Source organism: Dyella sp. (assembly GCF_036568765.1).
Taxonomy (GTDB): domain Bacteria; phylum Pseudomonadota; class Gammaproteobacteria; order Xanthomonadales; family Rhodanobacteraceae; genus GSA-30.
Map to the genome: position 1 here is coordinate 1 of NZ_DATCRY010000190.1, position 22,756 is coordinate 22,756.

The following is a 22,756-nucleotide window of genomic DNA, read 5'->3' on the forward strand; positions in this document are numbered from 1 at the left end:
GATCAAGGATGTTTTGATTTTGCACTGTGTGAGCGTCTTCATCGAAATCTCCTTTCCTGATGCAATGTTGGGTTAGACATGCAACTCGCATCGGGTGAACCGACCGAGCGATGTCAACACTACGCCCGCCGCAACATTGGCTGATACATGGAATTGTCTCATTGTGGAGTCGATGGAATGAGCTCGGGCCATGCATGCTTTCTGTTTTTTTGAAGCGATCTAGCGGATGCATTTCATCCAAGGACGAAGGCTGTATTTTCCAGCTAACGAATTCGTAGTTCGAATGGGAAACATGTCTGGGAAGTTCGCTATGCGAGCGCTTCGGGCAGTCGGGAAGCGATCGGTGCTATCCATAAAGCTTATGGCGTAGTAGGAGTATCTTCCAGTCGACCGGGCAAGTGATTCGGTACCTTGCCCGGTCAATTTATTGGGCAAATTGCGAGTCGGCGGCTACCGATCCGACTGCCACAGGCAAGCGCGGATCCCGATGCTGGACCGTCGGTAGTCCCTATCGCGGCTTCCTTAAACCTTGCCGATTGCGGCTACCAGTCCCACCACGCCACCCCTCGGATCGTTAACGGTGGAGAGCAGGCGATATCCATCCGTCATCGTATCGACGCGTGTCTTGCGAGTGTTGTACATATCGCGGAACAAATCGCTGAGATTGACCGGCCCCGGCGGGATCTTGCGCATATTCGTGCCATTGTCATTGGTATAGGGAATGGCGAACTGATGCGCCACGCGGAAATCGCTGCTCTTCGACGAGAAAAGCATCACACCTTCGGAGCCGCGCAGGCCGAAGTTGCGATCGGCGAAATAGATGCCGCCGAAGATTACGTTCTCAGGATCGTTGGGCGCGAAGAAGTACCGGTTGCGGATCTGCACCAAGGGCGAATCAAGATTGCCATCCTCATGATCCGACATGAAGTTGACCATCTCGCCGTGCTCCATATACAGATCGCCGCCCTTCTGGTTCCAGTTGTTGACGACCAGCACCTCGTCCGTGTTGTTATAGATAACCCCAAGAATCTTCTTCGGGTTGTTTAGGAAGAGATAAAGCAGGATAGCGGCGAGCACGATGACCACCACCGCCACAACGGTCTTTATGCCCAACGAGGTGATGCCGGTGCGGGTGGCCTGAAGCAGCGTCTGGCCGCCGCGCCATGCATTCCAAGTCAACTTCGCCCAGGCCGTGCCTACGGTGAATAGCGAACTTGAAAGGGTTTCGACCGCGAGCTGGCCGGGTGTCTGGGCCTTCGACATCGACTCAAGGCGCTTGCTTAGCGTAAAGACGTAGTTGTACACGTCCTGCCCTTGATATCCGCAGATGATGTCGTAGTTATGCTGCGTCACGCTGACGTTGGGTTCCGTTTCTATATCTTCACCGGCCAGCACGCTTTGGATCAGCGCATCGTGAGGGGTGGCTAAGGTCTCTACACCCATATCGACATGACGCTCGTCGATACCCGATAACGCGGCTTCGAGCATGCGTGCACGCAGCTTTTTAAGACGCTGATTCTCGGTGAGCGCTTCGTTTGAAATGATGGCGCGGAGGTCGAGGCCCCAGTGCGCATCGAGGTTATCGATGATTTCCAGAGCTACCTGGCGAGGCGTGGCATTACCATGATCGATCAGTTGCATATTCCCTCCTGATTAAGAGTGATTGGGTTTCAATCGGCATGCCTTACTCGTTGCACCGCCGGTCGGTTGGGTGCAAGTCTTCAAGGGCGTGGCTGTCCTATGACCTTTAGATCATTGCCGAAAGCCAGAATTGCATGCGTGCTCCCCTTATGGACCGAGTAAGAGCGGGCGCGCGCAGTGGCGCAGCCGCCGATTGTTTTTCGACAGCCGCCGTGACCATAGAAGATTCCCGGCAGGCTGTGGCTTACTCGCGCTGCCCCGCGCCGACAGGGTCGGCCGATGCATGTCCCCTCGACACGCTATACGCAACGCGACGGCTTGGTCCGGTGTTGTAATTTAAAGCAGACAAGTAATCCGGAGGTTATCGGATTATGAGTTTCTTATGGAATTTTAGATCTGTATCGCCTATAAGTCAGGCGTACATTTCCTCCCCCGTGCTCGCCGGCATTATGCATGCGATTATAGCGGAATGGCAAATACGAATTACGGATGGATCCCTCTAAAACCGCTCCTGATCGTCATCCCGGCATGTGCTGAGATACAGTGCTCCGTCGCATCAAGGTGTTAGAGGCGCCAAACTCAAGCATTTGCTTGGGGTGACAAAAATGAGGTTTCTTTTAGAGCCTCTCTGAGGTTATCTGGCTCCATAGATAATGGTTTGGCTATTTGGAATTTAGGTAAAGCAATCCGATCGGCAATTGAGGAAAGGAGGGCGGTTTTTAGATCGGGGCGCGGCTACGCTAGCATGGGCGAAGTCAGCCAAAATCGGAAAAGCGATCGTGAAAACCATCGGCATCATTGGCGGCATGAGTTGGGAATCGTCGGCAGCGTACTATCGCTTGATCAATCAGCACGCCAAGTCGCGCCTCGGTGGACATCACAATGCACGCTCTTTGATGGTGACCGTGGATTTTGCACCGATCGAAGCGGCGCAGCGCGCAGGCGACTGGGATGGCCTGGGCCATCGATTAGCCGCGGCAGCGAAGCAGCTCGAGGCGGGCGGGGCCGATATGGTCTTGTTGGCGACCAACACCATGCACCGCGTCTACGAGGCCATCGAGGCTGCGGTCGCCATTCCCTTCCTGCACATCGCCGACCCCAGCGGCATGGCCTTGCAGGTCGCCGGTATTGAAAAAGTCGCGTTGCTAGGCACTCGTTATACGATGGAGCAGGATTTCTACATCGGGCGGTTGCGGGGTAAGTTCGGCCTGGATGTGCTTGTGCCCGACGAAATCCAGCGCAGCGAAGTGCATCGCGTCATCTACGATGAACTTTGCCATGGGGATATCCGCCCAGAGTCGCGCGATGCGTACCGAGCGATCATCGAAGTATTGGCGGCCCGGGGTGCGCAGGCGGTCATTCTGGGCTGCACCGAAATCGGGCTGTTGATCGAGCCTGAAGATGCGATGTTACCTTTATTCGATACCGCTGCCTTGCACGCACAGGCGGCGGTAGATTGGGCGATCGACACGAAATAGCGGTGGCATCTTTCCGCAATTTGGCCAAGCATAGAATGGGAATGCAGATGCTGAATCGCCTGCCGGCTGGTAAGAGGCATTACGATGGCGAGGCGTCGGCGCAGACAGATATCGTCACGGTGCTCAACCGGCCTCCGTTGCAGGCGCGCGACGGGTGTCGCCGCAAGCAACTTATAGGGATTGTGGACGCGGCGATGAAGGCAAGGGATGGGTTGGTTGCTGCATGAGTGCTCCGATTGGGCTGCCGGGTGGCTATCGGGCGCCCGTGAAACATCCCTGTAGTCTACTAAGCTCGTCCTCAGGTCCGACGCCGATCATGGGTGGATTCGACAACATTCATTAGGGACGACATGATCCAGTATTGGGTTCGATGGCGCGGGTGGGTAGGGGCTTGCATGGCCCTGGCGGCAATCGCGGCCGGCACGGCATACGGTAGTCCGGCAACCGGGAGGCTTCCCCTCATGACGGTCGCCGATGCACCTCTGACCGGCGGCGCTACCCGCTGGGATTACGCCAGCCTCGACCCCGTCGCACATCGGCTTTACCTGGCGCACCTGGGCGACAGCGTGGTCACGGTGTTCGACACACAGACCCAGAAGGTGGTGGCCGATGTGCCCAACATCAGCCACGTGCATGGCGTGTTGTTCGTGCCCGAGCTCGGGCGGGTCTATGCCTCCGCCACGGGCACTAATGAGGTGGTGGCGATCGATCCCGCTACCTTGAAGATCGTCGCGCGCATGCCGGCAGGTACTTACCCCGATGGCATGGCCTACGCCCCGGAGGTTCACAAGCTTTATGTGTCCGACGAGCACGGCGACACCGATACGGTGATCGATGTGCGCACCCATACCCGGGTAGCCACGATTCCGTTAGGTGGCGAAGTGGGAAACACGCAGTACGATCCGGTGTCCCATCACATCTTTGTGAACGCGCAGGGTCGCAAGCAATTGGCGGAAATCGATCCTGTCACCGATAAAGTGGTCGGCCAGATGGATCTACCCGGTGCTGAAGGCAATCATGGGCTCTCTATCGATTCGGCCGCGCGCTTGGCTTTTATCGCGTGCGAAGACAACGATAAGCTGATCGTCGTGGATCTCGCTAAGCGCAGTGTGCTTTCCACGTTCGCCGTCGCCAAGAAACCGGATGTGCTGGCGTTCGATCGCGTTCTGGGTTGGTTATATGTGGCCGGCGAGAGCGGTGAGGTCTCGGTGTTCCATGTCCAGGGGCGGTCGGTCAGCCCGATGGCCACCGACGTCCTGGGTGCGGATGCCCACGTCGTGGCGGTGGATGAGGCTACGCACCGAGCTTATTTCCCACTGAAGTCTCTGGAAGGGAAGCCTGCGTTGCGGATCACCGAACCTCGGCAATGATCTGCGGTGCGCGCCGCACCATTAAGCTAGCTGCCAAAGAGGGGAGGGGGCGTTGCCCCTCCCTGACGCGACTACAACGAAAGCCGCGACTTATCGAAGCCGCTTCAATGCCTGAAGAACAGGTATGTCGCCTTGTAAGGCACACGCACCTCCGCGCCGACATGCGACGCGTCGCATCCGGTCGCCGGCGCTACGCCACCCTCGGTATGGACGCGTGCGACATAATCCACATTCGCGAGCATCCCGCTGCCAGCGTGCGATTTTGCATGTAGCACAAGCCATGCGACGGCACCGGCCTGTGGCGCGGGCGATACGCTGACCGGTTCACCCACGACCGAACTGCCGTCGGTCCACTGCCAGGTCGGGCCGGCAAAATGATGGACAACGGCTTGACGCTGCGCGTCGCGCAGGGTCGCATCGGGGGCTTTCAACACCCAACTGGCACCCGTGTCGGCTGACTTGCAGGTATAGATCTGCACGCCTTCGGCGGAAAGCTCGATGGCCGATTGCGTGGGCGTCGAGCCGGCGGCGTGAACGCCAGCGCACAAACCCATCAACATCATTGCCGATACGATCAACTTCGTCTGCATGTGCGCGCGCCTGAGCTTTGGGGGAACTCCATTAGGACCGGCTTGCTCCCATTCGTCCAATCTAAAATTTGGATAGATGCGATAGATACATGCTATGCGTTTCGCAAGAAATGTCGACCCTTCTTCGTTGCTACCTTTCCGATAGGGATGGGTTTCCCAGCTGGATAGTTCCGAGAGTGGAATGCTGGGAGTTGTGGCGGGGTTGAAATCTGGGTTCGCTCGCGATTGCAGGGAAGCATCCTCCGTTCCGCGTAGCGCCATCAACCGGGACGGCGCGGCATCGACCACGTCGCACTCTTTGATACCAGCCAGCCGTAGGCTTCGGTGCCTGTACGAAGCAGTGTCCGGTGGCCCCGGCCTGCTCTGTCAGCGAAAATCAAGCAGGCCGAACTCAACAAAACGGAGCTTTTATGGGGCATATCACTAAGATCTTTCTTTTTTTCCTTATCTATTCTTGCCTTGCTTTGAACCTCGCATCGGCCAGGCAAATACCCGGCATAGGCACGGTGTACTTCGCCTATGACCTGGGGACATACAGCTCGAGCATCCCTCTATCGTCGACAAACAACTGGTACGTTCCCGGTGAGAACTTCAAGACTCCCGTAGGCCTTTATCATTTGAATCCCGCCTTGGTGGATCAACAGATCTCCAATATGCGTGCGTCAGGCATGGACTATGTGACATTACACATTGCCTTCGACGATCTCTCTGTGTGCACGTCGAACGGAAGCTGTAACAATGGCTATTCCGACTGGCTCTGGGGTGAGCTGGTAGACGATAGCCAGTATGCGTTGCGAAGCCAGCAACAGCAGAACCTCGTCAGCATCCTGCAGGACATCAAAAAGCAGGGCTTCAGGCACGTCATTGTCCGCTTTGGCAACTATGGTCCTTCTGGCTGGAGCGCCTGGCAGGAAGATGAATACCAGAAAGCCTGGAATCTGATTGTCGGAGTCAGGTCCACGGTCTACGCTCAATTGCAGGGCAGTGTCACGACGCCCATCTTCGATTTGAATGTCGAGGCGGTAGGTGATACTCGTGGCCAACTACCGGCCTATACCCAGCGTCTCTGGTCGGACTACACGTTTTCTTTCGGCAATGACGACACCGTCGGGTTTTCCATGATCGGCGACACGGGTCATCTCTCTTATATGTCCAGCGCATACGGATCCATTAAGCCAAAGATGTATGCATTGGATATCTATGGCGATGTCGGACAGGGGCTTCTGGCTTCGGCTCAAGCGATGGGCGCGGAGGCTGCGAAGCCAATCATTATCATGGAAACGTATGACAACGACGTCACGACGGCATCGCAGCTGCAGACAACGTTATCGCAGAATGCCAACTTGAATGTCATTGCATTGATGCAGTGGCAGCAAGGCAGAGCACAACCGTGCCAAGGCTGCGATACGAATATCTCCGATGCGGCTGTTCAGCAGCTCAACACAACGACGCAGATGTCCAACTATGCGTCGATTATTGCGCCCATGGCAGTCGACGAAAGCAACCCGTCGCTGATGCATATCACGGACGTCAATTGTGCTGGGACCAGCGCGTCTGTTTGCTCCGTACAGGGAAGCCTGGGCTTCCAGCCGCCATCCGCTGCGCTGCAAAACTATCAGATTTATGTGACAAAGGCGGATGGCGGCAGGGTGCTATGGGCTTGCTCGGGCGGCAGTCCCTCAACAGCGACAGCGTCTTGGATGACCCGGGATGTGACATATCGGTTTGAGTACTTCCAGGTGTCGTCGTGCACGGCATCGATTACTGGTTTGCAACCTGCCGCAGTGTCCTACGTGTGGATTCGTTGATGGGAGTAAATATGGCTCGGGAAGCGGCAGCTTTGACTTCATCGAGCTGGCGATAAAGTCGCCACGGTCGGCGTAAACGGGGCCAGAGTGGGTGTTGGCGTGAAACCACTCTGGCCTTCGCGCGTATGAACTATTCATCTCCGCAGCGCACAAGTCGTGGCGTTACGACTTGATCCCATGTGCCCGAAGCACATCGGCAATATCCACCCGCCAGATATTGCGTGAGCTATTGAGCGGGCCGCTCAGTCGCTTTTGCAGCGAGTCGGCGGTATCGCGCGGCTTGGGAAACCGAACGTCTTCCTGGCGATTGCTGGAGACGTACAGTTCGCCGAAGGCATGACCGAGCGTCGGTGCGTTTTCCAGGCTCTTGCTGTTCACATCGCCGCCCAGGTGTTCGGGCTTGCTCCACCCACCATCGGCGTTGCGGAAGGCGATATAGATATCCGCGCTGCCGAGCGAATCCCCTTCGTTCCCGGCGAATAGCAGGAAGCGGCCCTGAGGATCGATGCAGGGATCCATGCGATTGTGCGAGATGTCGCCCAAGTCCACCCGTTGCGGTGCCGAATAGCCTTCAGACGTGGGGCGCGCGACGTAGATCTGGTAGTGGTCGCCGGAGTCCGGGCGATGCGCCGAGAAATAGATATCGCCGTTGGCCGCTACCGAAGGGTTGTAGATCATGGCGCCATCGTTGAGTGCGCCGTCGACATGGACGGGCTCGCCCCAGTGACCATTGGCCTGGCGCTCGACGTACCAGAGGTTGGTGCCGGTAAACGTCTGGCCGAGCATCTTGATCGTCAATGGCGTGTCGCCGGGGTGCGCGGGCCGATTGGAGACAAAGTACAGGCGCTTGCCGTCCGGTGCGAATGTCGGCTCGGAATCGTGCCACTGGCCGGAGAACGGCGCCACCTCGGGTGCCGACCAGACGTTGCCGCGGCGATGCGAGACCAGGATGGTGTCATCGGTTTCGGCGAGGTCCGAGCGCATGAAATAGAGTGTCTGGCCATCGGGGGAAAAGGCGGCAGTCGTCTCCTGCATGCCGGTTGAAACCACACCCGGCCCCAGTAGCTCGGCGGCGTTGGCAGCCCCGATGAGGCCCAGGGCAACTGCCGACGCCCAGACGATCGCGCGCAATTTCATACCTGCTCTCCGTTGAGGGTGGTCGATACGACCTTTGTCTATGATCGGAAGAGAATGGGGTGCACGCTACTGTTTTGTGACGAGCGGGGACGCCGGCATGACGAACGGGCACGCGCCGAGCGGAAAGAGTGGGACGTCCGTCATATCTCTGGCGTGGTGGCCCTAAATATAGGACATCGGGCGCCGATACTATTATCGTGTAGTAGTAAGGGTAGAATCCGACCAAGAAGCCGTGGCTCCCAGGAGTGCCGGCTAAAAAAGGGGCATGACAACAGAGCAATACCTCACCCGGGGTCGATTCCTTGCGATCGGCCGTGGGTGGGCGTAGTTGTTTGCGAACGAGCCGCCCGGGGGAAGAGGCAGCTTCAACGCATTTCTCATCTGAGACCACGAAAGACACCAGCAATAATTTTTCACTGAAAGGTCATCGCGCAGACATGTCGGTAGCTCGTAAATTTCGGATAGCGCCGCCAATGTTTCTGCTGCCCGGAATGCATAAAACAGCTAAAGCTGTTCCATTAATCTGACGGAGCTCTTTATGATGAAATCTGATCCCGGTAATAATTTAATAACCGACGCGGTAACACAGGCCAATCCGCGAATCACAGGCGAAGCCCCTGCCATGGCGCTCGGTCATCTCTATATGGCCACGGCGCATGCGCTGGGCGAGGCCGTACAGAATGCTGTCAGTACCCAGCAACAGACCAACATACTGGCGCAAGCGGCGACATCGCAAGCGGTCATTCAGCTGCTGTCGATAAACAGTCCGAGCAACAACTCGTCGCTCGATGGGGAGAAGGCAGCTGCCATACCGCAGGTGCTGGCTACGACGGCTACGCCCGACGCTTTGGCTCATACCATCGAGGAAGCGATCGAGTCGGTGAATAAGATTGTGCTCGATAATGCCGGCCCATGGTCCGATGCCGCGCGAGACATCATGCGTATGGCTGCCGTTGCACTGCGCGAACTACAGATGGCCTCGCAGGAAGCCAATATGGCCATGGTGAAGCAGGCGGCGATTGCGGCGGCTTTGGTGGGCATGATCAAGGCGCCGGATCAACTGGAGCAGTATCAGAAAATTCTGGAGCTGGCCCAGGGACTTTAATGCGCTCACGCGCGTATGGCATTTCGGCCGATAACGATGGAACGTATCGGCCTCGGCTGGCGAGGAGAATTGGGTTGGCCCAGTTCTTCCTCACAGTGGATCCTTATCCGGTGTGTCCCGAGCCCGATCGCCTCGATGGGAACGTTATCTGCTAGTGCTGACCGATATAAAGCACGCTCTGCTCGGTGATGCCGCACTTGCGAAAAATATCGCGGCCAAAGGTTGCCACATCGAGGCTCTTTACCTGGAAGCCGCCTGCCCGCAGCCGCTTAAGAAAATCGCTGCGCTCGTACATTCTGATGTGATCGTCCTGGCCGAAGCGGCGCCAGCGTTCATTGACGTCAGTGACGCTTGGGTCTTCATCGGTCTTCTCCAAGCTGAGCAGGATGGGCACCATAAGAATGGCAGCGCCCTGGGGAGCCAGGACGCGCTTCAACTCGCGAATGGCTTTGGCATCGTCGGGTACGTGCTCCAGGACATGCGAGCACACGATGAGGTCGAAGCTGTCATCGGGATAGCAATCCATCTGAGTGATATCGACCTTGTCGTCCGCTAGTGGCGACATCAGATCGGCGGAACGATATTGCACGCCCGGCAAACTCTTCAGGAACTGAGAGAGCCTCGGCGCGGGGGCGATATCCAGCAACCGCAGCGTCTTCCCGGCGCGCTGCTGCACATAGGCTTTCAGGAACAGGCCGTAAAGGCGATCCCGGTCGGAGGCCTGGCAATGAGGGCAGGTATATTGACCAAGATTGAGCGTTTCGAACTCGTCCAGCGAGTAGGGCACGTTCATGCGGTGGAATATCTCGAAGTAGCTATTGGGAAGCGGGAGGAAATTGGGAAAGCTTTGCGAGCAGATGGGACAGAATTTCATGCGGTGAACCTTTTGGTTGAACCATTCTGGCTGAGCGTTAATTGGGAATCTTGCAGGGATTGAGGATCGGCCATGGGCGATGAACATACAGTCTGTCTATTTGCGGTCAAGACCTAAGGGAAGGGCCGTGCGGCCAGCATATGGCGGTACAGGGCGCGAGATCCCGGCTTTCGCTGGAATGAGGGATGAAAAGGTTTTTGGAAATCCCCATAAGAGGCTATAGTCGGCCGGTCAATCAGAAGAAGCCGACCCCATGCCTCGCCTTTCTCGAATTGCACTCGCTATCGTCATCGCTGCTATCGCACTACCTGCCGCCGCCGCGGAACTCAAGGTCATGACGTTCAACGTCCGCACGATGGCCGCCCAGGACGGACCCAATGCCTGGGACAAGCGGCGCGATCTGTTCGCCGCTACCATTCGCCAACTGCATCCCGATGTTATCGGCACGCAGGAACTGTACAAGCAGCAGGGCGACGATACGGTCCAGCGTTTACCCGAGTACACATGGTTCGGTCGCGACCGTTTCGGTGGTCACGCGGATGAGCACATGGGTATCTTCTATCGCAAGGATCGGTTGAAACTCATCGAGTCTGGCGATTTCTGGCTGTCCGACACGCCGGACAAAGTCGCCAGCATCACGTGGGGCAACGTCTTTCCGCGCATGGTCAACTGGGCGCTGTTCGAACGCCTTGCCGACCACAAGCGCTTTTATCTTCTGGATACGCATTTCCCTTATCGCGATCAGGACGAGGACGCGCGCTCGCGCGGCGCAAAGGAAATGGCGGCCTGGATCGCCAAGCTTCCGGCCGGGATTCCAGTAATCGTTACAGGCGACTTCAATACCGGGCCGCAAAGCCAGGCGCATGCCACGCTCACCGCGACATTGAAGGATGCCTGGGACAGCGCACCGAAGCGCAAAGGCCCTGGCAAGACATTCCACGATTTCACCGGCAATCCGACTGAACGGATCGATTGGATTCTTTATCGTGGCGTTCGTCCCACGCGTGCCCAAACCGTCACCACATCGAAAGACGGACGGTACCCCTCCGATCACTTCCCGGTCGAAGCTGATTTCATACTGTGAAGTCGTGTTTCCAGAAGGGGCGAGTGGTGAGGAAAGCGATCGGCATGTGTCGAATGTTCAAATGGACGATTGCGGCATGGTGTGCGATCGGGATGTTTCCGCCAGCTGCCATCGCGGGCTGCGATGCCGTCCTTATCGCGAGCGTGAAGAACAGGTTTCCCGATTGGGTCATCGTTACTCAACGGAACTATAGCCAAGACGAGCATGGCCACATAACCGAACTGCATCCGAGCGATTGCGCTGGCATCGTTCAGGGAAACTTTGAGTCGAAATCGTCGCATGGCTTCGCCATGATCATTTCCAAGGGCTTTCCAGACGGGACGCATGAAATGCTGCTTGTCGCAAGTCCGGATCGGGGGCATTACAAAATATCTGTCCTGGATGAATCGAGCGGCTTATTCTCTCTGAGCAGAGTTTCGAAGCTTCCGGCCGGGGAATACGAGAGCTCGGATGGGAGAACATTCAGCGTTCGTGGCGAATCCATTGTGTACGAAGGATCGGGTACCGGCGCGCGACTTTTTTTCTTCGAGCGCGGCAAGTATAGGTCCGAAAGTATCCGTGACTGACACCGGAAGTCGGAGGTCAGGATGTGTTGGCGACGGCGATCGTTCTGGCGTATCTTGATTTTCTATGTCGCTGCGTTGTTAGTCATCCTGTCGATTTATCCCTGGAACGAGCTGGGTAGCCCTGGCAGTCCCTTCGTGATGACCTTCGAGCGTTTTGGTATCAAGTCGGCTGCGGGCATCATCAACTTCGTCGTGCTCACTGCTGCGCTTTCTTCGTGCAACGGTGGCATCTACAGTACCGGCCGCATGCTGTACAACCTTGCGCAAACGGGGGGCAGGCGCCGCGCGCATTTGCGACTACCGGGCGAAGCGGCATGCCGTACAGGGCGGTACTGGTTTCCGTCGTGGTCTTGCTTCTCGGCGTACTGTCCGGACACGCGTGTGGGATTGATCGTCGGCCCGGTCTGGCTGGTCATCCTGACGACCCTTTACTACGCCCTTGGTCTGGGGCACGGTAATGTAAACGAGGTCTCTGCCCGCTAAAGCAGGGCGTATCCAAGGTTCATCTACGGCGTCGATACATGATATAGATCCAGAACAGCGGAGCTGCCCAGACGAAGGCGGTTCCGGCATATCTGAACAGGTACTCTCCCGTCGAGAGCTGGTCGACGGTGCGGCCGGGGGGCGGTTGCCATAACACCATGGTCCCGACGAAGCTGAACACGGTCGCCGGAAGAACCAGGCCGACCCATGCCCAGGCGCGTTGCTTGCGCCCGGTGAATTTACTTTGCAGATGATCGGCCAGCGAAACCGTTGCCAGATTGATTTCGAAGGGATCCGTTGTGGATCGTTGCTGGATTTCAGCGCGATGCCTGTGCATGCCCGAATCCGCTCCCGGCGCGACAACCGGACGTCCGTCCGCACCGTACTCGATGTGAACAGGCTCTACCCGATCGTCTGAAGATGGCCCCTGCGCCATAGATCCGTTGCCTCGCCGCCAGTGGTGGTGCTCGATGTTGCCGGACTTTATCGGTGCAGCCGCGCCCCCGATAGAGAGAGTCTGGGGGTGCTTGTTCGCCGTGGCGGCCGTCGTAATGCGGCACGCCTTGGGTCATCATAAGCCAACACCGGGGCGGAGGGGCGCGCCATGGCAATCCCAGTGGCGGTACCTGGCAGCGTCCCTTTTCCCGATGGCTGGCCAGCGGGAGGCGGGCACGGTCTCTAGAATAAAAGCCCAGTCGAGAGGCTCATCTGGCAGTTCTCCATGTGTTTCTCGTACGCCAACTTGATGAATGCGTGCTGCTGTTCCTGCGGCAGCGCAGCGTAGCGATCGAATAGCTCAACGAAGGCCATGGGCCTTGTGGTGTCTCCGCTCGATGATGCTGGGGAATCGCCGCGAGCCGCTGCCGGTTGCGTCGGCGGCGAAAGTGCGCCGTTGGAGACATCGTTGAGGCACATGACGGAGGGAGAAGCCAGGGGCGGCTGTACGTGCGACGATGCCCCCCATTCTATAGAGCGTATCTGCATGATGCGTGGCCTTTCGATGAGAGAGGGGTGGCGGATGCTATCCGGCACGATGCGCAGTCACTTTCAAATTTCGGTCGCCTTGCTAAAGTTGACCGCCTGCCCCTGGATATCGAAACGAGCCGTGCCATGACTATTTCTACCTTCTACCCGATCGGCACTCCTGGCGTGGCTTGGGGGCCTGCGGAAGTGGCCATGTGGTTATCGCGACAGACTCGGCAGCGCAGCTACGAAACGGATGTGCTCCGCGCCGTCGACGGGTTGCGTACGCGGTTCGATATCGTGGAGTACGGACAACTGGATTACGCGCCGGATCGCTATCCGCTCGTCGCGATCAAGAGCCGTCAATGGCGCGACACATTGCCCTGTGTCCTGGTGACGGGCGGCGTGCATGGCTACGAAACCAGCGGCGTACACGGCGCCTTGCAGTTCGTCGAGAAATACGCATCCGCTTATGAAGGAAAGATCGATCTGATCGTCGTGCCTTGCGTCAGTCCTTGGGCTTATGAACGTATTCACCGCTGGAATCCGCAGGCGATCGATCCGAATCGTTCGTTCCGAGAGAACAGTCCGGCACCGGAATCGGCGGCGCTGATGCGTTTGGTCGAGCCGTTTCGCCATCGTGTGCTGCTGCACATCGATCTGCACGAGACAACCGATACGGATGAATCGGAATTCCGGCCGGCTTTGGCTGCGCGCGATGGTATCGTGTTCGACCCGGGGACGATTCCGGATGGCTTCTATGCGGTCGGCGATACAGCCAATCCGCAACCGGCATTTCAGCAGGCGGTGATCGCCGCGGTCGCCAAGGTGACCCATATCGCGCCGGCCGATGAGAAAGGCGAGATTATCGGGTCGCCGGTCGTGGCGCCGGGTGTCATCAATTACCCGTTAAGAAAGCTTGGGTTGTGTGCGGGTATGACCGAAGCGCGTTATACGACCACTACCGAGGTCTATCCGGATAGTCCGCGTGCGACACCGGAACAATGCAACGCGGCGCAGGTGGCCGCCGTGTGTGCGGCGATCGATTTTGCGTTGGCGCCCGGGTAATCGCGAAGAGCGTAGGTCGCCGAGGCGGAGAAGGCTGCCGGCCCAACTCGACCTCGATTTTTGGCGAAACCGGGGGAAAGGGTCGGGGCGAGGAGAGGCTCTTGCCGCAATCCAAGAGCGATTTATGAATGCTGCCAACGGGGCAAAGACGAAAAATCAGGGCATTCTTCCCGATGTATCGAGGCACACTTCTTGGACACTGTCATAGCGCCAGCCGGTAGCCGGGCGAACGCTCACAATGAAGGCTTGGACTTTCGAGCGGATGCCGGCAAGACCGCTGCCCCAACCCCTGTCGTGGCGAAAACGTTGACCCGGATCGCACAGACGCCAGCGTTCCTCGAGCTGGAGGCTACTGCCCCGGCGGTGGCGGCAGTCAAGCCGGTGGGTGGCGTCGGCACTGTGGTGGTCATGATTCTGCAGAAGCCAGAAAGCGAAGGGCTTCCTGCGCAATATGGTCGGTTGTTTCAGTGCGCCGAGGCCGAGGATGGAGGGTTGCTCCAGTTCTCAGTCGATTTTGTCAGCCAGCACCTGCAGAGCTCCGACGAGGTATTCGGCCGTACTCCGTACAGCGGCGATAAGCTTCACGCGATATTGGACCGGCTAGGCGCTTGGCCGACCAAGGATCAGGACATCTCCCATTTAGCCAGACAGCTGGTGCCCACGGTGAGGGACTGTGTGCTGGAGGGGAAGTCCTATTATCACGGCGCCCGTCCCGAGCTTATCGACAAGTTGGACGCTCTTGCCGAAAAGCTTCTCCGAGTTGCGGACACATCCACCATGTAAAACGGCGGATGAAAAGAGTCAGGCTGCTATTTCAGGCCACCTAAGGGAACCTCTAAAAACCTGTCAATGACCTGGACACAGCGAAAACGGATCCTATCGTTGTGGGAGCGACTTCAGGGAACCTCTAAAAACCTCGCAATCGCCCGAACATAGCGAAAGCGGACCCTATCGTTGTGGGAGCGACTTCAGTCGCGACAAGGACTTGCGATAAGGCACGATCGTCGCGACGAAAGTCGCTCCCACAGAAGAGCCAGTTCTTAGAGGTTCCCCTAAGACGTCTCCCTGCTCATCCGGCGATGGGGGCTCTGTCCGCGATCGTCTCCGTCGTGTCCGTTTTATTGGGAATTTCCTGAAAGATCCTCTACAAGCTGGGCGATACACGCTCATTTATGAGCGAATTCTGAAAGTAGAGTCATGGTTGGAGGGGGAAGAATAAAAAACCTTCCTTAAATGATCGGGGTTCCCCTTGAATATACCTAACGTGGCCGCCAACGGCTCTGCTCCCCTATCGGACACGTTGCCCCGGAAAGAGGCGGAAAACGCAGCGGCCGAGCATCCCACCTCGAGCGCATCGAAAGCTTTGGTGAGCATTACCCAAGGGCCGGCGACACAAGCCGCCGCGCCCGCGCCGTCGAAGTTCGTCAGGTTTGTAGAGATCGCAACAGCGCTCCTCGACATCGTGTCAATAGATACAAAAGCGGACGAAGGGAATGTACGTGCCGCTGCCGAGCGCCGTCCAATGTTTGACGTCGATGCGATAACCGACTACCGCAGTTATGCTGCGCATGAGAGTGCTCCGCGCCAGCCCCAGTGGGGAATCCACGGCCTTGCGGAGACTTCATCGTGCAGTGTGGCATTCCCTGAGCCCAGGATTGCCCTTCGGACAATGTCTACTGTCGAGCGTCATGTCGCGCAGCATCTGGCGCAGATGAATTATTCGTTGGTGAGTCGACTCGATAGCAGGTTGTTTTCGACGGGGTCGATACGCGACAGGTCTGGGCTGGCAGCCGATATCGGTCACGTAGTTCCCGAAATGCTACCTTCCGGATCGACCTCGCCGGACACTGTAACAGCAGCCGCGCACTATACGGTGTTGTTGGCTGGCTCCGGCGACGAAGCTGGCTACCGTGAGTTTGCCGAGGCCTTTGTGCGAGAGGGCGGCCAGCGCCTCGACGAGCTGAGAGTCAACGTATACCAGGATCTGCAGACGACGTCGTCGGATAAAGAGCCACCCACAGAGGCGAAGATCGTCGAGGATCTGGCGAAGCAGCTTGTGCCTCACGTTAAACACGGAGTGGAGAACCGGATCGGCTATGCAGCGTTGAGCAACGAGCTCGACCGTAAGCTCGACAAAATAATCGACGAATATCATCGCTTGGTGATCGCGGCTGCGAATTGAAACCGTCCGGGAACTCTGTGTAAGCGATCGATCCGTCCTCCCGGCGCGAGGCGTTGGAGGTTGCCTGGAGGATGGAGGGGCAGTTTGGCGGGTAGAAGTCGTGAAATTGCCCTTGCGCCGCCTGCACTGCCATTGGGCTATGCAGCTTAGTCGCGCTCGACTAGGCCCCGTCTTATGTGATCCAGGGCACATCGCAACTACGATGTGAATCGGAACTAGTCCATTGCATCGTGTATCGATGCAATGACCAGGGATGTCAGCGAAAGCTAGATTTGGCTTTCCATGGACGTGATATCGCATGCCAGCGCAAGAGAACATGGACGTTATCCATCAGGACAAAGCACAACTGTCTTCTGGCGAGGCCGTCGTCGCAGTGGCCTGCCATGCGACGACATTGCGCGTGACCATGTCCGGCGGCGTGGATCTCTCGGTTGAGCTGGCGGCAGGCGAGCGAGCGCTGATTGTGGCAACCGCCGACGCCAGTCTCGTCGGATCGCTCAGCTTTCTGCCTTTCGATCTCTCCCGCGTTATCCGGATGTTCGCCTTCTTCGAGCACTGCAATCGCCGAACGGACGTGACGGATGTGCCGTGGCCGCAGGTAACGGTGTGCCGCTCCCGGCGACTGCTGGAGGAGGCCGACGATGCCTTGGCCTGGCTGATCGACGTTATCGCAAGCGACGCTCCCGAGCTACCGATACTGCGAAAGATATGGCGGCAGTCGGAGGTCTACCAACTGGTGCGCCATGTGCTCGCCAACGACAGCGGCGACAACATCGATGGCATGGCCGAGCGCTATGGGCTGTCCGTGTCGCACTTTCGACGTAAGTGCCGCAAGGTGTTCGATCGTCCGCTCAAGCAGGAGCTGCGCATCCTGCGCGCGGCCCGCGCGCTGCTGGGCTATCCGGCAAGCGCGCGTTCGATCACCCGCTTGGCGGAGGATCACGGCTACGCCTCGCCTTCGCATTTCTGCTCTGAAATCAAATCGCTCGTCGGCATTGCGCCACGGGATATCTTTCGCGCCGTAACACCTGTATGACGAAGTCGATACCTTTCCATTTTGCAGCCATCGTGTTCGCTTCCCTTGGACTGTCGTATGCTTGGCCGCTCCATGCGCAGACACCGCTGGAAAACACACCGATGACCCGGCCGGGCGATATAGCTCATGAGACGGGCTTCGTCTCGCGTGGTGATTCGGTCAACCTGCTGCTCGATGCCGTCGGCGCGAGCATGCACGTTACTGTCGTAGTGAGTGCGAAGGCACAGAAGAAGAAGGTCAGCGGCGATTTCGATTTGTCTCAGCCTGCAAAGGTGCTGGACTGGCTGCGCGAAAAGCTTGCATTGGTATCTTTCAGCGATGGGCAGACACTCTATGTCTATGACGCGAGCGAGATCACCAACGCTGTCGGCCATATGCAGCATTCATCGATCGCTACGCTGCGCGAGTTCCTCAAGAAAGCCGAGTTGGATAATCCTCGCTATCCAGTGCGAGGCGGCTCGGCCGATGGCACATTCTACGTATCCGGGCCACCCGTATACGTGAAGATCGTGATCGAGGCAGCGAACTATCTCGATCGACTTTATGCGGGTAAGGACATCAATACCCAGCTATTGGAGGTGATCAAGCTGGAGAACAGCTTCGTCAACGGTCGCCGCTACACCTTGCGCAATCAGGAAACGCAGCTACCCGGGGTCGCTGACGTTCTGCAATTGGCCCTGGGGCAAGGCCAGGCAGTCGATGTGATTGCCAAGCAGGACCCCTCTCCAACGAATGCAGATACCTCCCTCGGGGCCGGGGTGCCAACTACGCCGTTCTTCGAGCCGCCACGCCAAGGCTATCGCTACGAGAGCAACGATTCCGGCTCCACCGTGGTGCTGCCTTATCCCGAAACGAACAGCCTGCTGATTCGCGGCACGCTTGGGCAAATTCAGAAGGTCAAGAACCTGGTGTCCGAGATCGACACGCCGCGACGACAGATCGAGCTGTCGTTGTGGATCATCGATATCAAGAAAGACGAGCTCGACCGACTTGGTGTGCAATGGCAGGGCGAGATCGGCATTGGCAACAAGTTCGGAGCATCTTTCAATCAGGGTTCGGTATCCACGCTTGACGGTCAGCGTTTTCTGGCTTCCGTGGCCGGCCTGAGCCTGAAGGGCGATGCCTCGATTGTTTCGCGTCCGGTCATCCTGACCCAGGAGAATGTGGTAGCGCACTTCGACAGCAACAACACGATCTACACCCCGCTTATCGGCGAGCGCGCCAGTTCGCTGGAATCGATCACCTACGGCACGATGATCAGCGTCCTTCCGCGCCTTTCTACCAAGAACGAGGTGGAGATGCAGCTGAAGATCGAAGATGGCAGCGCGTTGGGGGATCGCAGTGCGGGGGACTTGCCAGTGATCTCCCGCACCACGATCGATACCGTGGCACGCGTTCCGCATAACCTGAGTCTGCTGGTGGGTGGTTACACGCGCGACGCAGACGATCACACACGTTCGAAAGTGCCTGGGCTCGGCGACCTGCCATTAATCGGTGGTGCTTTCCGTCATCGCAGCAGCAAAAGCGAGAGCTTGGCACGCTTGTTTCTGATTCAGCCGAAACTGGCGAACGAGATACCGGAGGCGTCAATGCCTGGTGTGGTCGATCGCCTGCGGCGCGAGGCGGTTACACCGCTGCCCGAAGACTTGCGTAAACCCCACGGCAACGCAGCGACGAATCCATCCGTGCTCGAACGGAGGGAACACGCTGAAAACATAGAGGCCGGGAACATGCAAGACAAGAGCTGCGGAGAGGCCTGCTGATGGTCGCTGTCAGCACCCTTGCCCAGCGCGAGTCCGCATCATGAAAGTCAGTTCCGTCCCAGTGCTTCCGGTGCAAACGCTGCCGAACCAGACCAAGGCAGAACCTCGAAGCGACCGCCCCCGCTCTGATCCGCGTTCCGGTATGAGCAAGAGTACGCAGGCGTCTGCGTTGGAGATGGCCGACGATCTGTCCGCACTGAAGTCGACACTGCGCAAGCGTCGCGAGGGAGAGGGCGAGAGCGAAACGGTTTCCAGCCAGGCTTGGGTCGACCGTGTCCTGGAAGAAAATGCCGAGGACCACTACGCGAACCTGAAAAGCGCGATGATCGGCGGTACCGCTGCACTCCAGGCGTTCCGGCTACTGTTGAGTCAGTTGTTTCCCGATCCCAGCGATGTCGCTGCCGTTCTGCGGGCGCTATTGCTGGACGAGGAACTGACTGACGAGTGGCGCGTGGAATTGGAGCGCCTGCTGGCCGACCTGCTCGATGGCCCGGATGGAAGATCGGCGCGTGCCGGTCTCAATGCGGCCATCAAGGCCAAGCTCGGTGCCCGTCGCCAGAGTTTCAGCGCCAAGCAGCTACGTTCAGCGTATCGCAGCTTTCTGGATCAGGAGTTGCCACCTTCGAGCTTGTACGAGCTATGGATCGAGCAGTACGGCTTTGAGCAGCGCCTCGGCGTGATCGATTTTATCGATAGCGCTCTGGCCGCCGATATGTATGCACTCGATCCCAGTTGTTCGCGCATCGAGTTCGGTCAGATGCTCCAGCGCTCGCGCAATCTCGCGTCCTTGCGTTCGGTGGATAACACCATCCTGCAGACCTGCTGGATCGAGCCGGTCATGGGACGTTTAGGCATTCACAAGGCCGACCTGATCGTTACCGTCCTGAACCTGATTCGCGATGGCGGCGGCTTGCCCCGTTTGCTGAAGACGGCGTGGGCGCCGGGTCAGTACATCTGGTCGGTCACGGAAAAAATAGCGCTCTCGCAGGCACTGGGCCGGGCGGTGCGCCTAGTGCCACACGACCTGTGGTGCGAGGCGGTCTATCAGCAGCAGGCGCTGGATGAGATCGAGACCTGGTCGGGCCACGAGATTCGCCGCGAATCGCTGCTCTCGCCCCTTTGCGCCACGGCGAGAATCCTGTGAGCGGAACGTCTTCGTCCTTGCGTAACGCACGCTTGCAGGAGATGCTTCGTCCTGAGCTCGCCTTGGTCGGATTGATGGCGGTCATTATCGCCATGCTGATCCTGCCGTTGCCGACATGGCTGGTCGATGCCTTGATCGGCCTGAATATCGCTACCGCGGTAGTGATATTCCTGAGCTCGTTCTATGTCGAACGCATCCTGAACTTCTCCACTTTTCCGTCGGTGCTGTTGTTTACCACGCTGATGCGCCTGGCGCTGTCGGTAAGCACGAGCCGGCTGATCCTGGTCGATGCGGATGCGGGGCATATCGTGTCGGCCTTCGGGCAATTCGTCGTGGCCGACAATCTGGTAGTTGGCTTCGTGATTTTCGCCATCGTCACGATCGTGCAGTTCATAGTGATCACCAAGGGCTCCGAGCGTATCGGCGAGGTGGTTGCGCGTTTCTCGCTCGATGGCATGCCCGGTAAGCAGATGAGCATCGACGCGGACTTGCGCGCGAACGCCATCACGGCCGAGCAGGCCCAGACGAAACGGCGTGAGGTCGAGAAGGAAAGCCAGCTTTACGGTTCGTACGACGGCGCGATGAAGTTCGTCAAAGGCGACGCCATTGCGGGTATCGTGATCGTGTTCGTCAATTTGTTCGGCGGCATTGCCGTCGGCGTACTCCAGCATGGCATGGCATTTCGCGAGGCGCTCGGTACATTCACCCTGCTGACCATCGGTGACGGCCTGGTGGCGCAGATCCCGGCCCTGCTTATCTGTATCAGCGCCGGCTTCGTGGTGACGCGCGTCAGCGGTGAGAGCAAGAACCTTGGCGCCAATATCCTCGGTGAGCTGTTCAGTAGTCGTGTCGTGTTGGCGATCGCCGCGGTCATGGTGTTCCTGCTTGGCCTGCTGCCCGGATTTCCGTTCCTGGTTTTTCTTCTGCTGGCTGCCGGACTGATGGCTCTGTGCTTGCGCGCACCGCGTCGGGCGCGTGGCAGTGGTGCCGGCGATACCGCTGGTGGCAGTAGGTCGACCGCCAGCGGCGAGTCATCGGGCGACAAGCAAGATGATTGGCTGGACAAGGCCACCGCCGAAACCGTCCCCCTGATTGTATTGATGTCGGCCGACCACCTGCGCCGCTGGGAACAGGAGGAAAGTACCCGGCGCCTCAAGGAGGCCTTCTATACCCAGCTGGGCATCCAACTGCCCCAGTGCGCGGTCAATGCCGCCGCCAGTGACGATCCTCACCTCGTGAGGGTGCTGGTCAACGAGGTGCCGGCGGTGAGCGGTCGCATCGTCCCGGGTCACGCGCTGATTACCAGCGATCGCACAGAAGTCGAATCGCTGCAGCTCGGTGTCTGGGTGCCTCAAGGCGATACGCAAGCGCTTTGGATTCCCGCTGCCAAGCTGCCCAGCGTCACTGCGCTGGGCTGCGAAACGCGTTCCGATTTCGAGGAAGTGCTGCGGCTGGTCAAGGACGCTGTGCTGCGCAATATCACCGAGCTGTTCGGCATTCAGGAAACCAAGCTGATGCTCGATCAGCTGGAAAAACGTTATCCGGAGTTACTGAAGGAAACCTATCGCAACATGCCGGTGCAGCGGATTGCCGAGATTGTCCAGCGCCTGTTACGCGAAGAGATCTCGGTGCGCAACATGAAAACGGTGTTGGAGACGTTGGCGCAATGGGGTGCGCGCGAGAAGGATGTGTTGCTTCTGGTAGAGCATGTACGAAGCTCACTGGCGCGCTATATCTCCGCGCGCTTCGCTCGTCATGGCCGCATTGCAGCGCTCGTGGTGGCGCCGGGTACGGAAGAAATCTTCCGCAGCGGCGTGCGCCAAAGCCAGGGCGCTGCCTATCTCAATCTCGATCCGGCCCGAGCAGATGAATTGCTCGATCGCATCGTCTGGCATGTTCAGGAAGCCTCGCGTGTTCGACCCGATGTGGTCCTGCTGGTGGCGCCGGACATTCGTCGCTTCATCAAGCGCTTCATCGAAACCAAGTTGCCGACGGTGCAGGTCATTTCTTTCGGCGAAATATCCGACGACATCAAGATCGACGTAATGAGGACCCTATGACCGATTTCAAGGACACGTTGTATCAGGCACTCGAGGAGCTCGGTTGCCGTCCAGGACGCTTCAGCTTCGATGCGCAATCGCCCATCGTCATGAATTTTAGCGACATCGAGGATATTCATATCGAGCCCGGCGAGTCTGTTTCGATCTGGGGCATGCTTCCCGACATGGAGGCTGGCAATGCTTCACATGGTCTGAGCGATCTGATGCAGGAGCTGGCCACGCCCGCCGACTTTCTTGCCGCGGGTGGCTTCGTGGTCAGAAGGAGCGAACAGCAGCGCTTCCTGGTGGGTGGACCCCTGACCGTCGATCATGCTAGTAACGCCGGTTTGCTGGCCATTGCAATCCAGACGATGTATGAACGCATGGCTCAGCTGCGGGAGCGCATGCGGTGAAATGCAACGGGT

At 58.2% G+C, this 22,756-nt stretch carries 21 protein-coding genes; 16 read left to right on the forward strand and 5 right to left on the reverse strand.

What is annotated here, in order from left to right; translation table 11 throughout:
* Window positions 1–522: 522 nt before the first annotated feature.
* Window positions 523–1,641, reverse strand: coding sequence for a hypothetical protein (locus tag VIM98_RS13270; RefSeq protein WP_331993589.1), 1,119 nt, complete (start codon window positions 1,639–1,641; stop codon window positions 523–525).
* Window positions 1,642–2,420: 779 nt separating this feature from the next.
* Between VIM98_RS13270 and VIM98_RS13275 the strand changes: the two genes are divergently transcribed.
* The 3 genes from VIM98_RS13275 (at window position 2,421) to VIM98_RS13285 (ending at window position 4,489) form a co-directional block, all read left to right on the forward strand.
* The gene (locus tag VIM98_RS13275; protein ID WP_331993590.1) at window positions 2,421–3,119 is read left to right on the forward strand and encodes an aspartate/glutamate racemase family protein; all 699 of its coding nucleotides are present in this window, start codon (window positions 2,421–2,423) and stop codon (window positions 3,117–3,119) included.
* Between the two features lie 47 nt (window positions 3,120–3,166).
* A complete protein-coding gene (locus VIM98_RS13280) occupies window positions 3,167–3,346 on the forward strand; it encodes a hypothetical protein (protein ID WP_331993591.1) in 180 nt (59 codons plus the stop codon).
* A gap of 234 nt (window positions 3,347–3,580) precedes the next feature.
* Window positions 3,581–4,489, forward strand: coding sequence for a hypothetical protein (locus tag VIM98_RS13285; RefSeq protein ID WP_331993592.1), 909 nt, complete (start codon window positions 3,581–3,583; stop codon window positions 4,487–4,489).
* Window positions 4,490–4,593: 104 nt separating this feature from the next.
* Here the strand turns inward: VIM98_RS13285 and VIM98_RS13290 are convergent, their stop codons facing one another.
* Window positions 4,594–5,079 carry a DUF3455 domain-containing protein gene (locus VIM98_RS13290; protein ID WP_331993593.1) on the reverse strand — a complete coding sequence of 162 codons (486 nt, stop codon included), beginning with the start codon at window positions 5,077–5,079 and terminating at the stop codon, window positions 4,594–4,596.
* Window positions 5,080–5,426: 347 nt separating this feature from the next.
* On the opposite strand from VIM98_RS13290, the gene VIM98_RS13295 reads away from it, so the two are divergent.
* The gene (locus tag VIM98_RS13295) at window positions 5,427–6,887 is read left to right on the forward strand and encodes a hypothetical protein (RefSeq protein WP_331993594.1); all 1,461 of its coding nucleotides are present in this window, start codon (window positions 5,427–5,429) and stop codon (window positions 6,885–6,887) included.
* A gap of 162 nt (window positions 6,888–7,049) precedes the next feature.
* Here VIM98_RS13295 and VIM98_RS13300 read toward each other — a convergent pair whose 3' ends face one another.
* Complete coding sequence (locus VIM98_RS13300; protein ID WP_331993595.1) at window positions 7,050–8,024, reverse strand: hypothetical protein; 975 nt, start codon at window positions 8,022–8,024, stop codon at window positions 7,050–7,052.
* 538 nt (window positions 8,025–8,562) lie between these two features.
* Between VIM98_RS13300 and VIM98_RS13305 the strand changes: the two genes are divergently transcribed.
* Window positions 8,563–9,129 (forward strand): RebB family R body protein, encoded by a 567-nt coding sequence (locus VIM98_RS13305; protein WP_331993596.1) that lies wholly within the window; start codon window positions 8,563–8,565, stop codon window positions 9,127–9,129.
* A 151-nt stretch (window positions 9,130–9,280) separates the two neighbouring features.
* Here the strand turns inward: VIM98_RS13305 and VIM98_RS13310 are convergent, their stop codons facing one another.
* On the reverse strand, window positions 9,281–10,090 hold the full coding sequence (locus tag VIM98_RS13310; RefSeq protein ID WP_331993597.1) for a class I SAM-dependent methyltransferase: 810 nt from the start codon (window positions 10,088–10,090) through the stop codon (window positions 9,281–9,283).
* Window positions 10,091–10,256: 166 nt separating this feature from the next.
* On the opposite strand from VIM98_RS13310, the gene VIM98_RS13315 reads away from it, so the two are divergent.
* From VIM98_RS13315 to VIM98_RS13325, 3 genes are read left to right on the forward strand one after another with little or no spacing between them, the layout of a single operon-like run.
* A complete protein-coding gene (locus VIM98_RS13315) occupies window positions 10,257–11,087 on the forward strand; it encodes an endonuclease/exonuclease/phosphatase family protein (RefSeq protein WP_331993598.1) in 831 nt (276 codons plus the stop codon).
* Between the two features lie 53 nt (window positions 11,088–11,140).
* A complete protein-coding gene (locus VIM98_RS13320; protein WP_331993599.1) occupies window positions 11,141–11,653 on the forward strand; it encodes a hypothetical protein in 513 nt (170 codons plus the stop codon).
* Between the two features lie 21 nt (window positions 11,654–11,674).
* Window positions 11,675–12,136: an amino acid permease gene (locus tag VIM98_RS13325; RefSeq protein ID WP_331993600.1), complete on the forward strand. Its 462-nt coding sequence runs from the start codon at window positions 11,675–11,677 to the stop codon at window positions 12,134–12,136.
* Window positions 12,137–12,155: 19 nt separating this feature from the next.
* Here the strand turns inward: VIM98_RS13325 and VIM98_RS13330 are convergent, their stop codons facing one another.
* Window positions 12,156–12,473 carry a hypothetical protein gene (locus VIM98_RS13330; RefSeq protein WP_331993601.1) on the reverse strand — a complete coding sequence of 106 codons (318 nt, stop codon included), beginning with the start codon at window positions 12,471–12,473 and terminating at the stop codon, window positions 12,156–12,158.
* Between the two features lie 773 nt (window positions 12,474–13,246).
* Here VIM98_RS13330 and VIM98_RS13335 point away from each other — a divergent pair.
* From VIM98_RS13335 to VIM98_RS13370, 8 genes are all read left to right on the forward strand, one after another.
* Window positions 13,247–14,167, forward strand: coding sequence for a M14 family metallocarboxypeptidase (locus tag VIM98_RS13335; RefSeq protein ID WP_331993602.1), 921 nt, complete (start codon window positions 13,247–13,249; stop codon window positions 14,165–14,167).
* Between the two features lie 306 nt (window positions 14,168–14,473).
* Window positions 14,474–14,950 (forward strand): hypothetical protein, encoded by a 477-nt coding sequence (locus tag VIM98_RS13340; protein WP_331993603.1) that lies wholly within the window; start codon window positions 14,474–14,476, stop codon window positions 14,948–14,950.
* A 481-nt stretch (window positions 14,951–15,431) separates the two neighbouring features.
* Window positions 15,432–16,349 carry a hypothetical protein gene (locus VIM98_RS13345; RefSeq protein ID WP_331993604.1) on the forward strand — a complete coding sequence of 306 codons (918 nt, stop codon included), beginning with the start codon at window positions 15,432–15,434 and terminating at the stop codon, window positions 16,347–16,349.
* 298 nt (window positions 16,350–16,647) lie between these two features.
* Complete coding sequence (locus VIM98_RS13350) at window positions 16,648–17,385, forward strand: helix-turn-helix domain-containing protein (RefSeq protein ID WP_331993605.1); 738 nt, start codon at window positions 16,648–16,650, stop codon at window positions 17,383–17,385.
* Window positions 17,386–17,417: 32 nt separating this feature from the next.
* Window positions 17,418–19,148 (forward strand): type III secretion system outer membrane ring subunit SctC, encoded by a 1,731-nt coding sequence (sctC, locus tag VIM98_RS13355; RefSeq protein ID WP_331993606.1) that lies wholly within the window; start codon window positions 17,418–17,420, stop codon window positions 19,146–19,148.
* 142 nt (window positions 19,149–19,290) lie between these two features.
* Window positions 19,291–20,292 (forward strand): type III secretion system gatekeeper subunit SctW, encoded by a 1,002-nt coding sequence (gene sctW, locus VIM98_RS13360; RefSeq protein ID WP_331993607.1) that lies wholly within the window; start codon window positions 19,291–19,293, stop codon window positions 20,290–20,292.
* On the forward strand, window positions 20,289–22,352 hold the full coding sequence (locus tag VIM98_RS13365; protein ID WP_331993608.1) for an EscV/YscV/HrcV family type III secretion system export apparatus protein: 2,064 nt from the start codon (window positions 20,289–20,291) through the stop codon (window positions 22,350–22,352). Before sctW ends, VIM98_RS13365 begins: the two co-directional genes overlap by 4 nt.
* Window positions 22,349–22,744: a hypothetical protein gene (locus VIM98_RS13370; RefSeq protein ID WP_331993609.1), complete on the forward strand. Its 396-nt coding sequence runs from the start codon at window positions 22,349–22,351 to the stop codon at window positions 22,742–22,744. The genes VIM98_RS13365 and VIM98_RS13370 overlap by 4 nt, the downstream gene beginning before the upstream one ends.
* Window positions 22,745–22,756 lie beyond the last annotated feature (12 nt).

What these genes read in the sequence shown, in the direction of transcription:
- VIM98_RS13270 (WP_331993589.1), bottom strand. Translation starts at nt 1,641, where the DNA reads ATGCAACTGATCGATCATGGTAATGCCACGCCTCGCCAGGTAGCTCTG.
- VIM98_RS13280 (WP_331993591.1), top strand. Translation starts at nt 3,167, where the DNA reads ATGCTGAATCGCCTGCCGGCTGGTAAGAGGCATTACGATGGCGAGGCG.
- VIM98_RS13285 (WP_331993592.1), top strand. Translation starts at nt 3,581, where the DNA reads ATGACGGTCGCCGATGCACCTCTGACCGGCGGCGCTACCCGCTGGGAT.
- VIM98_RS13290 (WP_331993593.1), bottom strand. Translation starts at nt 5,079, where the DNA reads ATGCAGACGAAGTTGATCGTATCGGCAATGATGTTGATGGGTTTGTGC.
- VIM98_RS13300 (WP_331993595.1), bottom strand. Translation starts at nt 8,024, where the DNA reads ATGAAATTGCGCGCGATCGTCTGGGCGTCGGCAGTTGCCCTGGGCCTC.
- VIM98_RS13305 (WP_331993596.1), top strand. Translation starts at nt 8,563, where the DNA reads ATGATGAAATCTGATCCCGGTAATAATTTAATAACCGACGCGGTAACA.
- VIM98_RS13310 (WP_331993597.1), bottom strand. Translation starts at nt 10,090, where the DNA reads ATGTTCATCGCCCATGGCCGATCCTCAATCCCTGCAAGATTCCCAATT.
- VIM98_RS13315 (WP_331993598.1), top strand. Translation starts at nt 10,257, where the DNA reads ATGCCTCGCCTTTCTCGAATTGCACTCGCTATCGTCATCGCTGCTATC.
- VIM98_RS13320 (WP_331993599.1), top strand. Translation starts at nt 11,141, where the DNA reads ATGTTCAAATGGACGATTGCGGCATGGTGTGCGATCGGGATGTTTCCG.
- VIM98_RS13325 (WP_331993600.1), top strand. Translation starts at nt 11,675, where the DNA reads ATGTGTTGGCGACGGCGATCGTTCTGGCGTATCTTGATTTTCTATGTC.
- VIM98_RS13330 (WP_331993601.1), bottom strand. Translation starts at nt 12,473, where the DNA reads ATGCACAGGCATCGCGCTGAAATCCAGCAACGATCCACAACGGATCCC.
- VIM98_RS13335 (WP_331993602.1), top strand. Translation starts at nt 13,247, where the DNA reads ATGACTATTTCTACCTTCTACCCGATCGGCACTCCTGGCGTGGCTTGG.
- VIM98_RS13350 (WP_331993605.1), top strand. Translation starts at nt 16,648, where the DNA reads ATGCCAGCGCAAGAGAACATGGACGTTATCCATCAGGACAAAGCACAA.
- sctW (WP_331993607.1), top strand. Translation starts at nt 19,291, where the DNA reads ATGAGCAAGAGTACGCAGGCGTCTGCGTTGGAGATGGCCGACGATCTG.
- VIM98_RS13370 (WP_331993609.1), top strand. Translation starts at nt 22,349, where the DNA reads ATGACCGATTTCAAGGACACGTTGTATCAGGCACTCGAGGAGCTCGGT.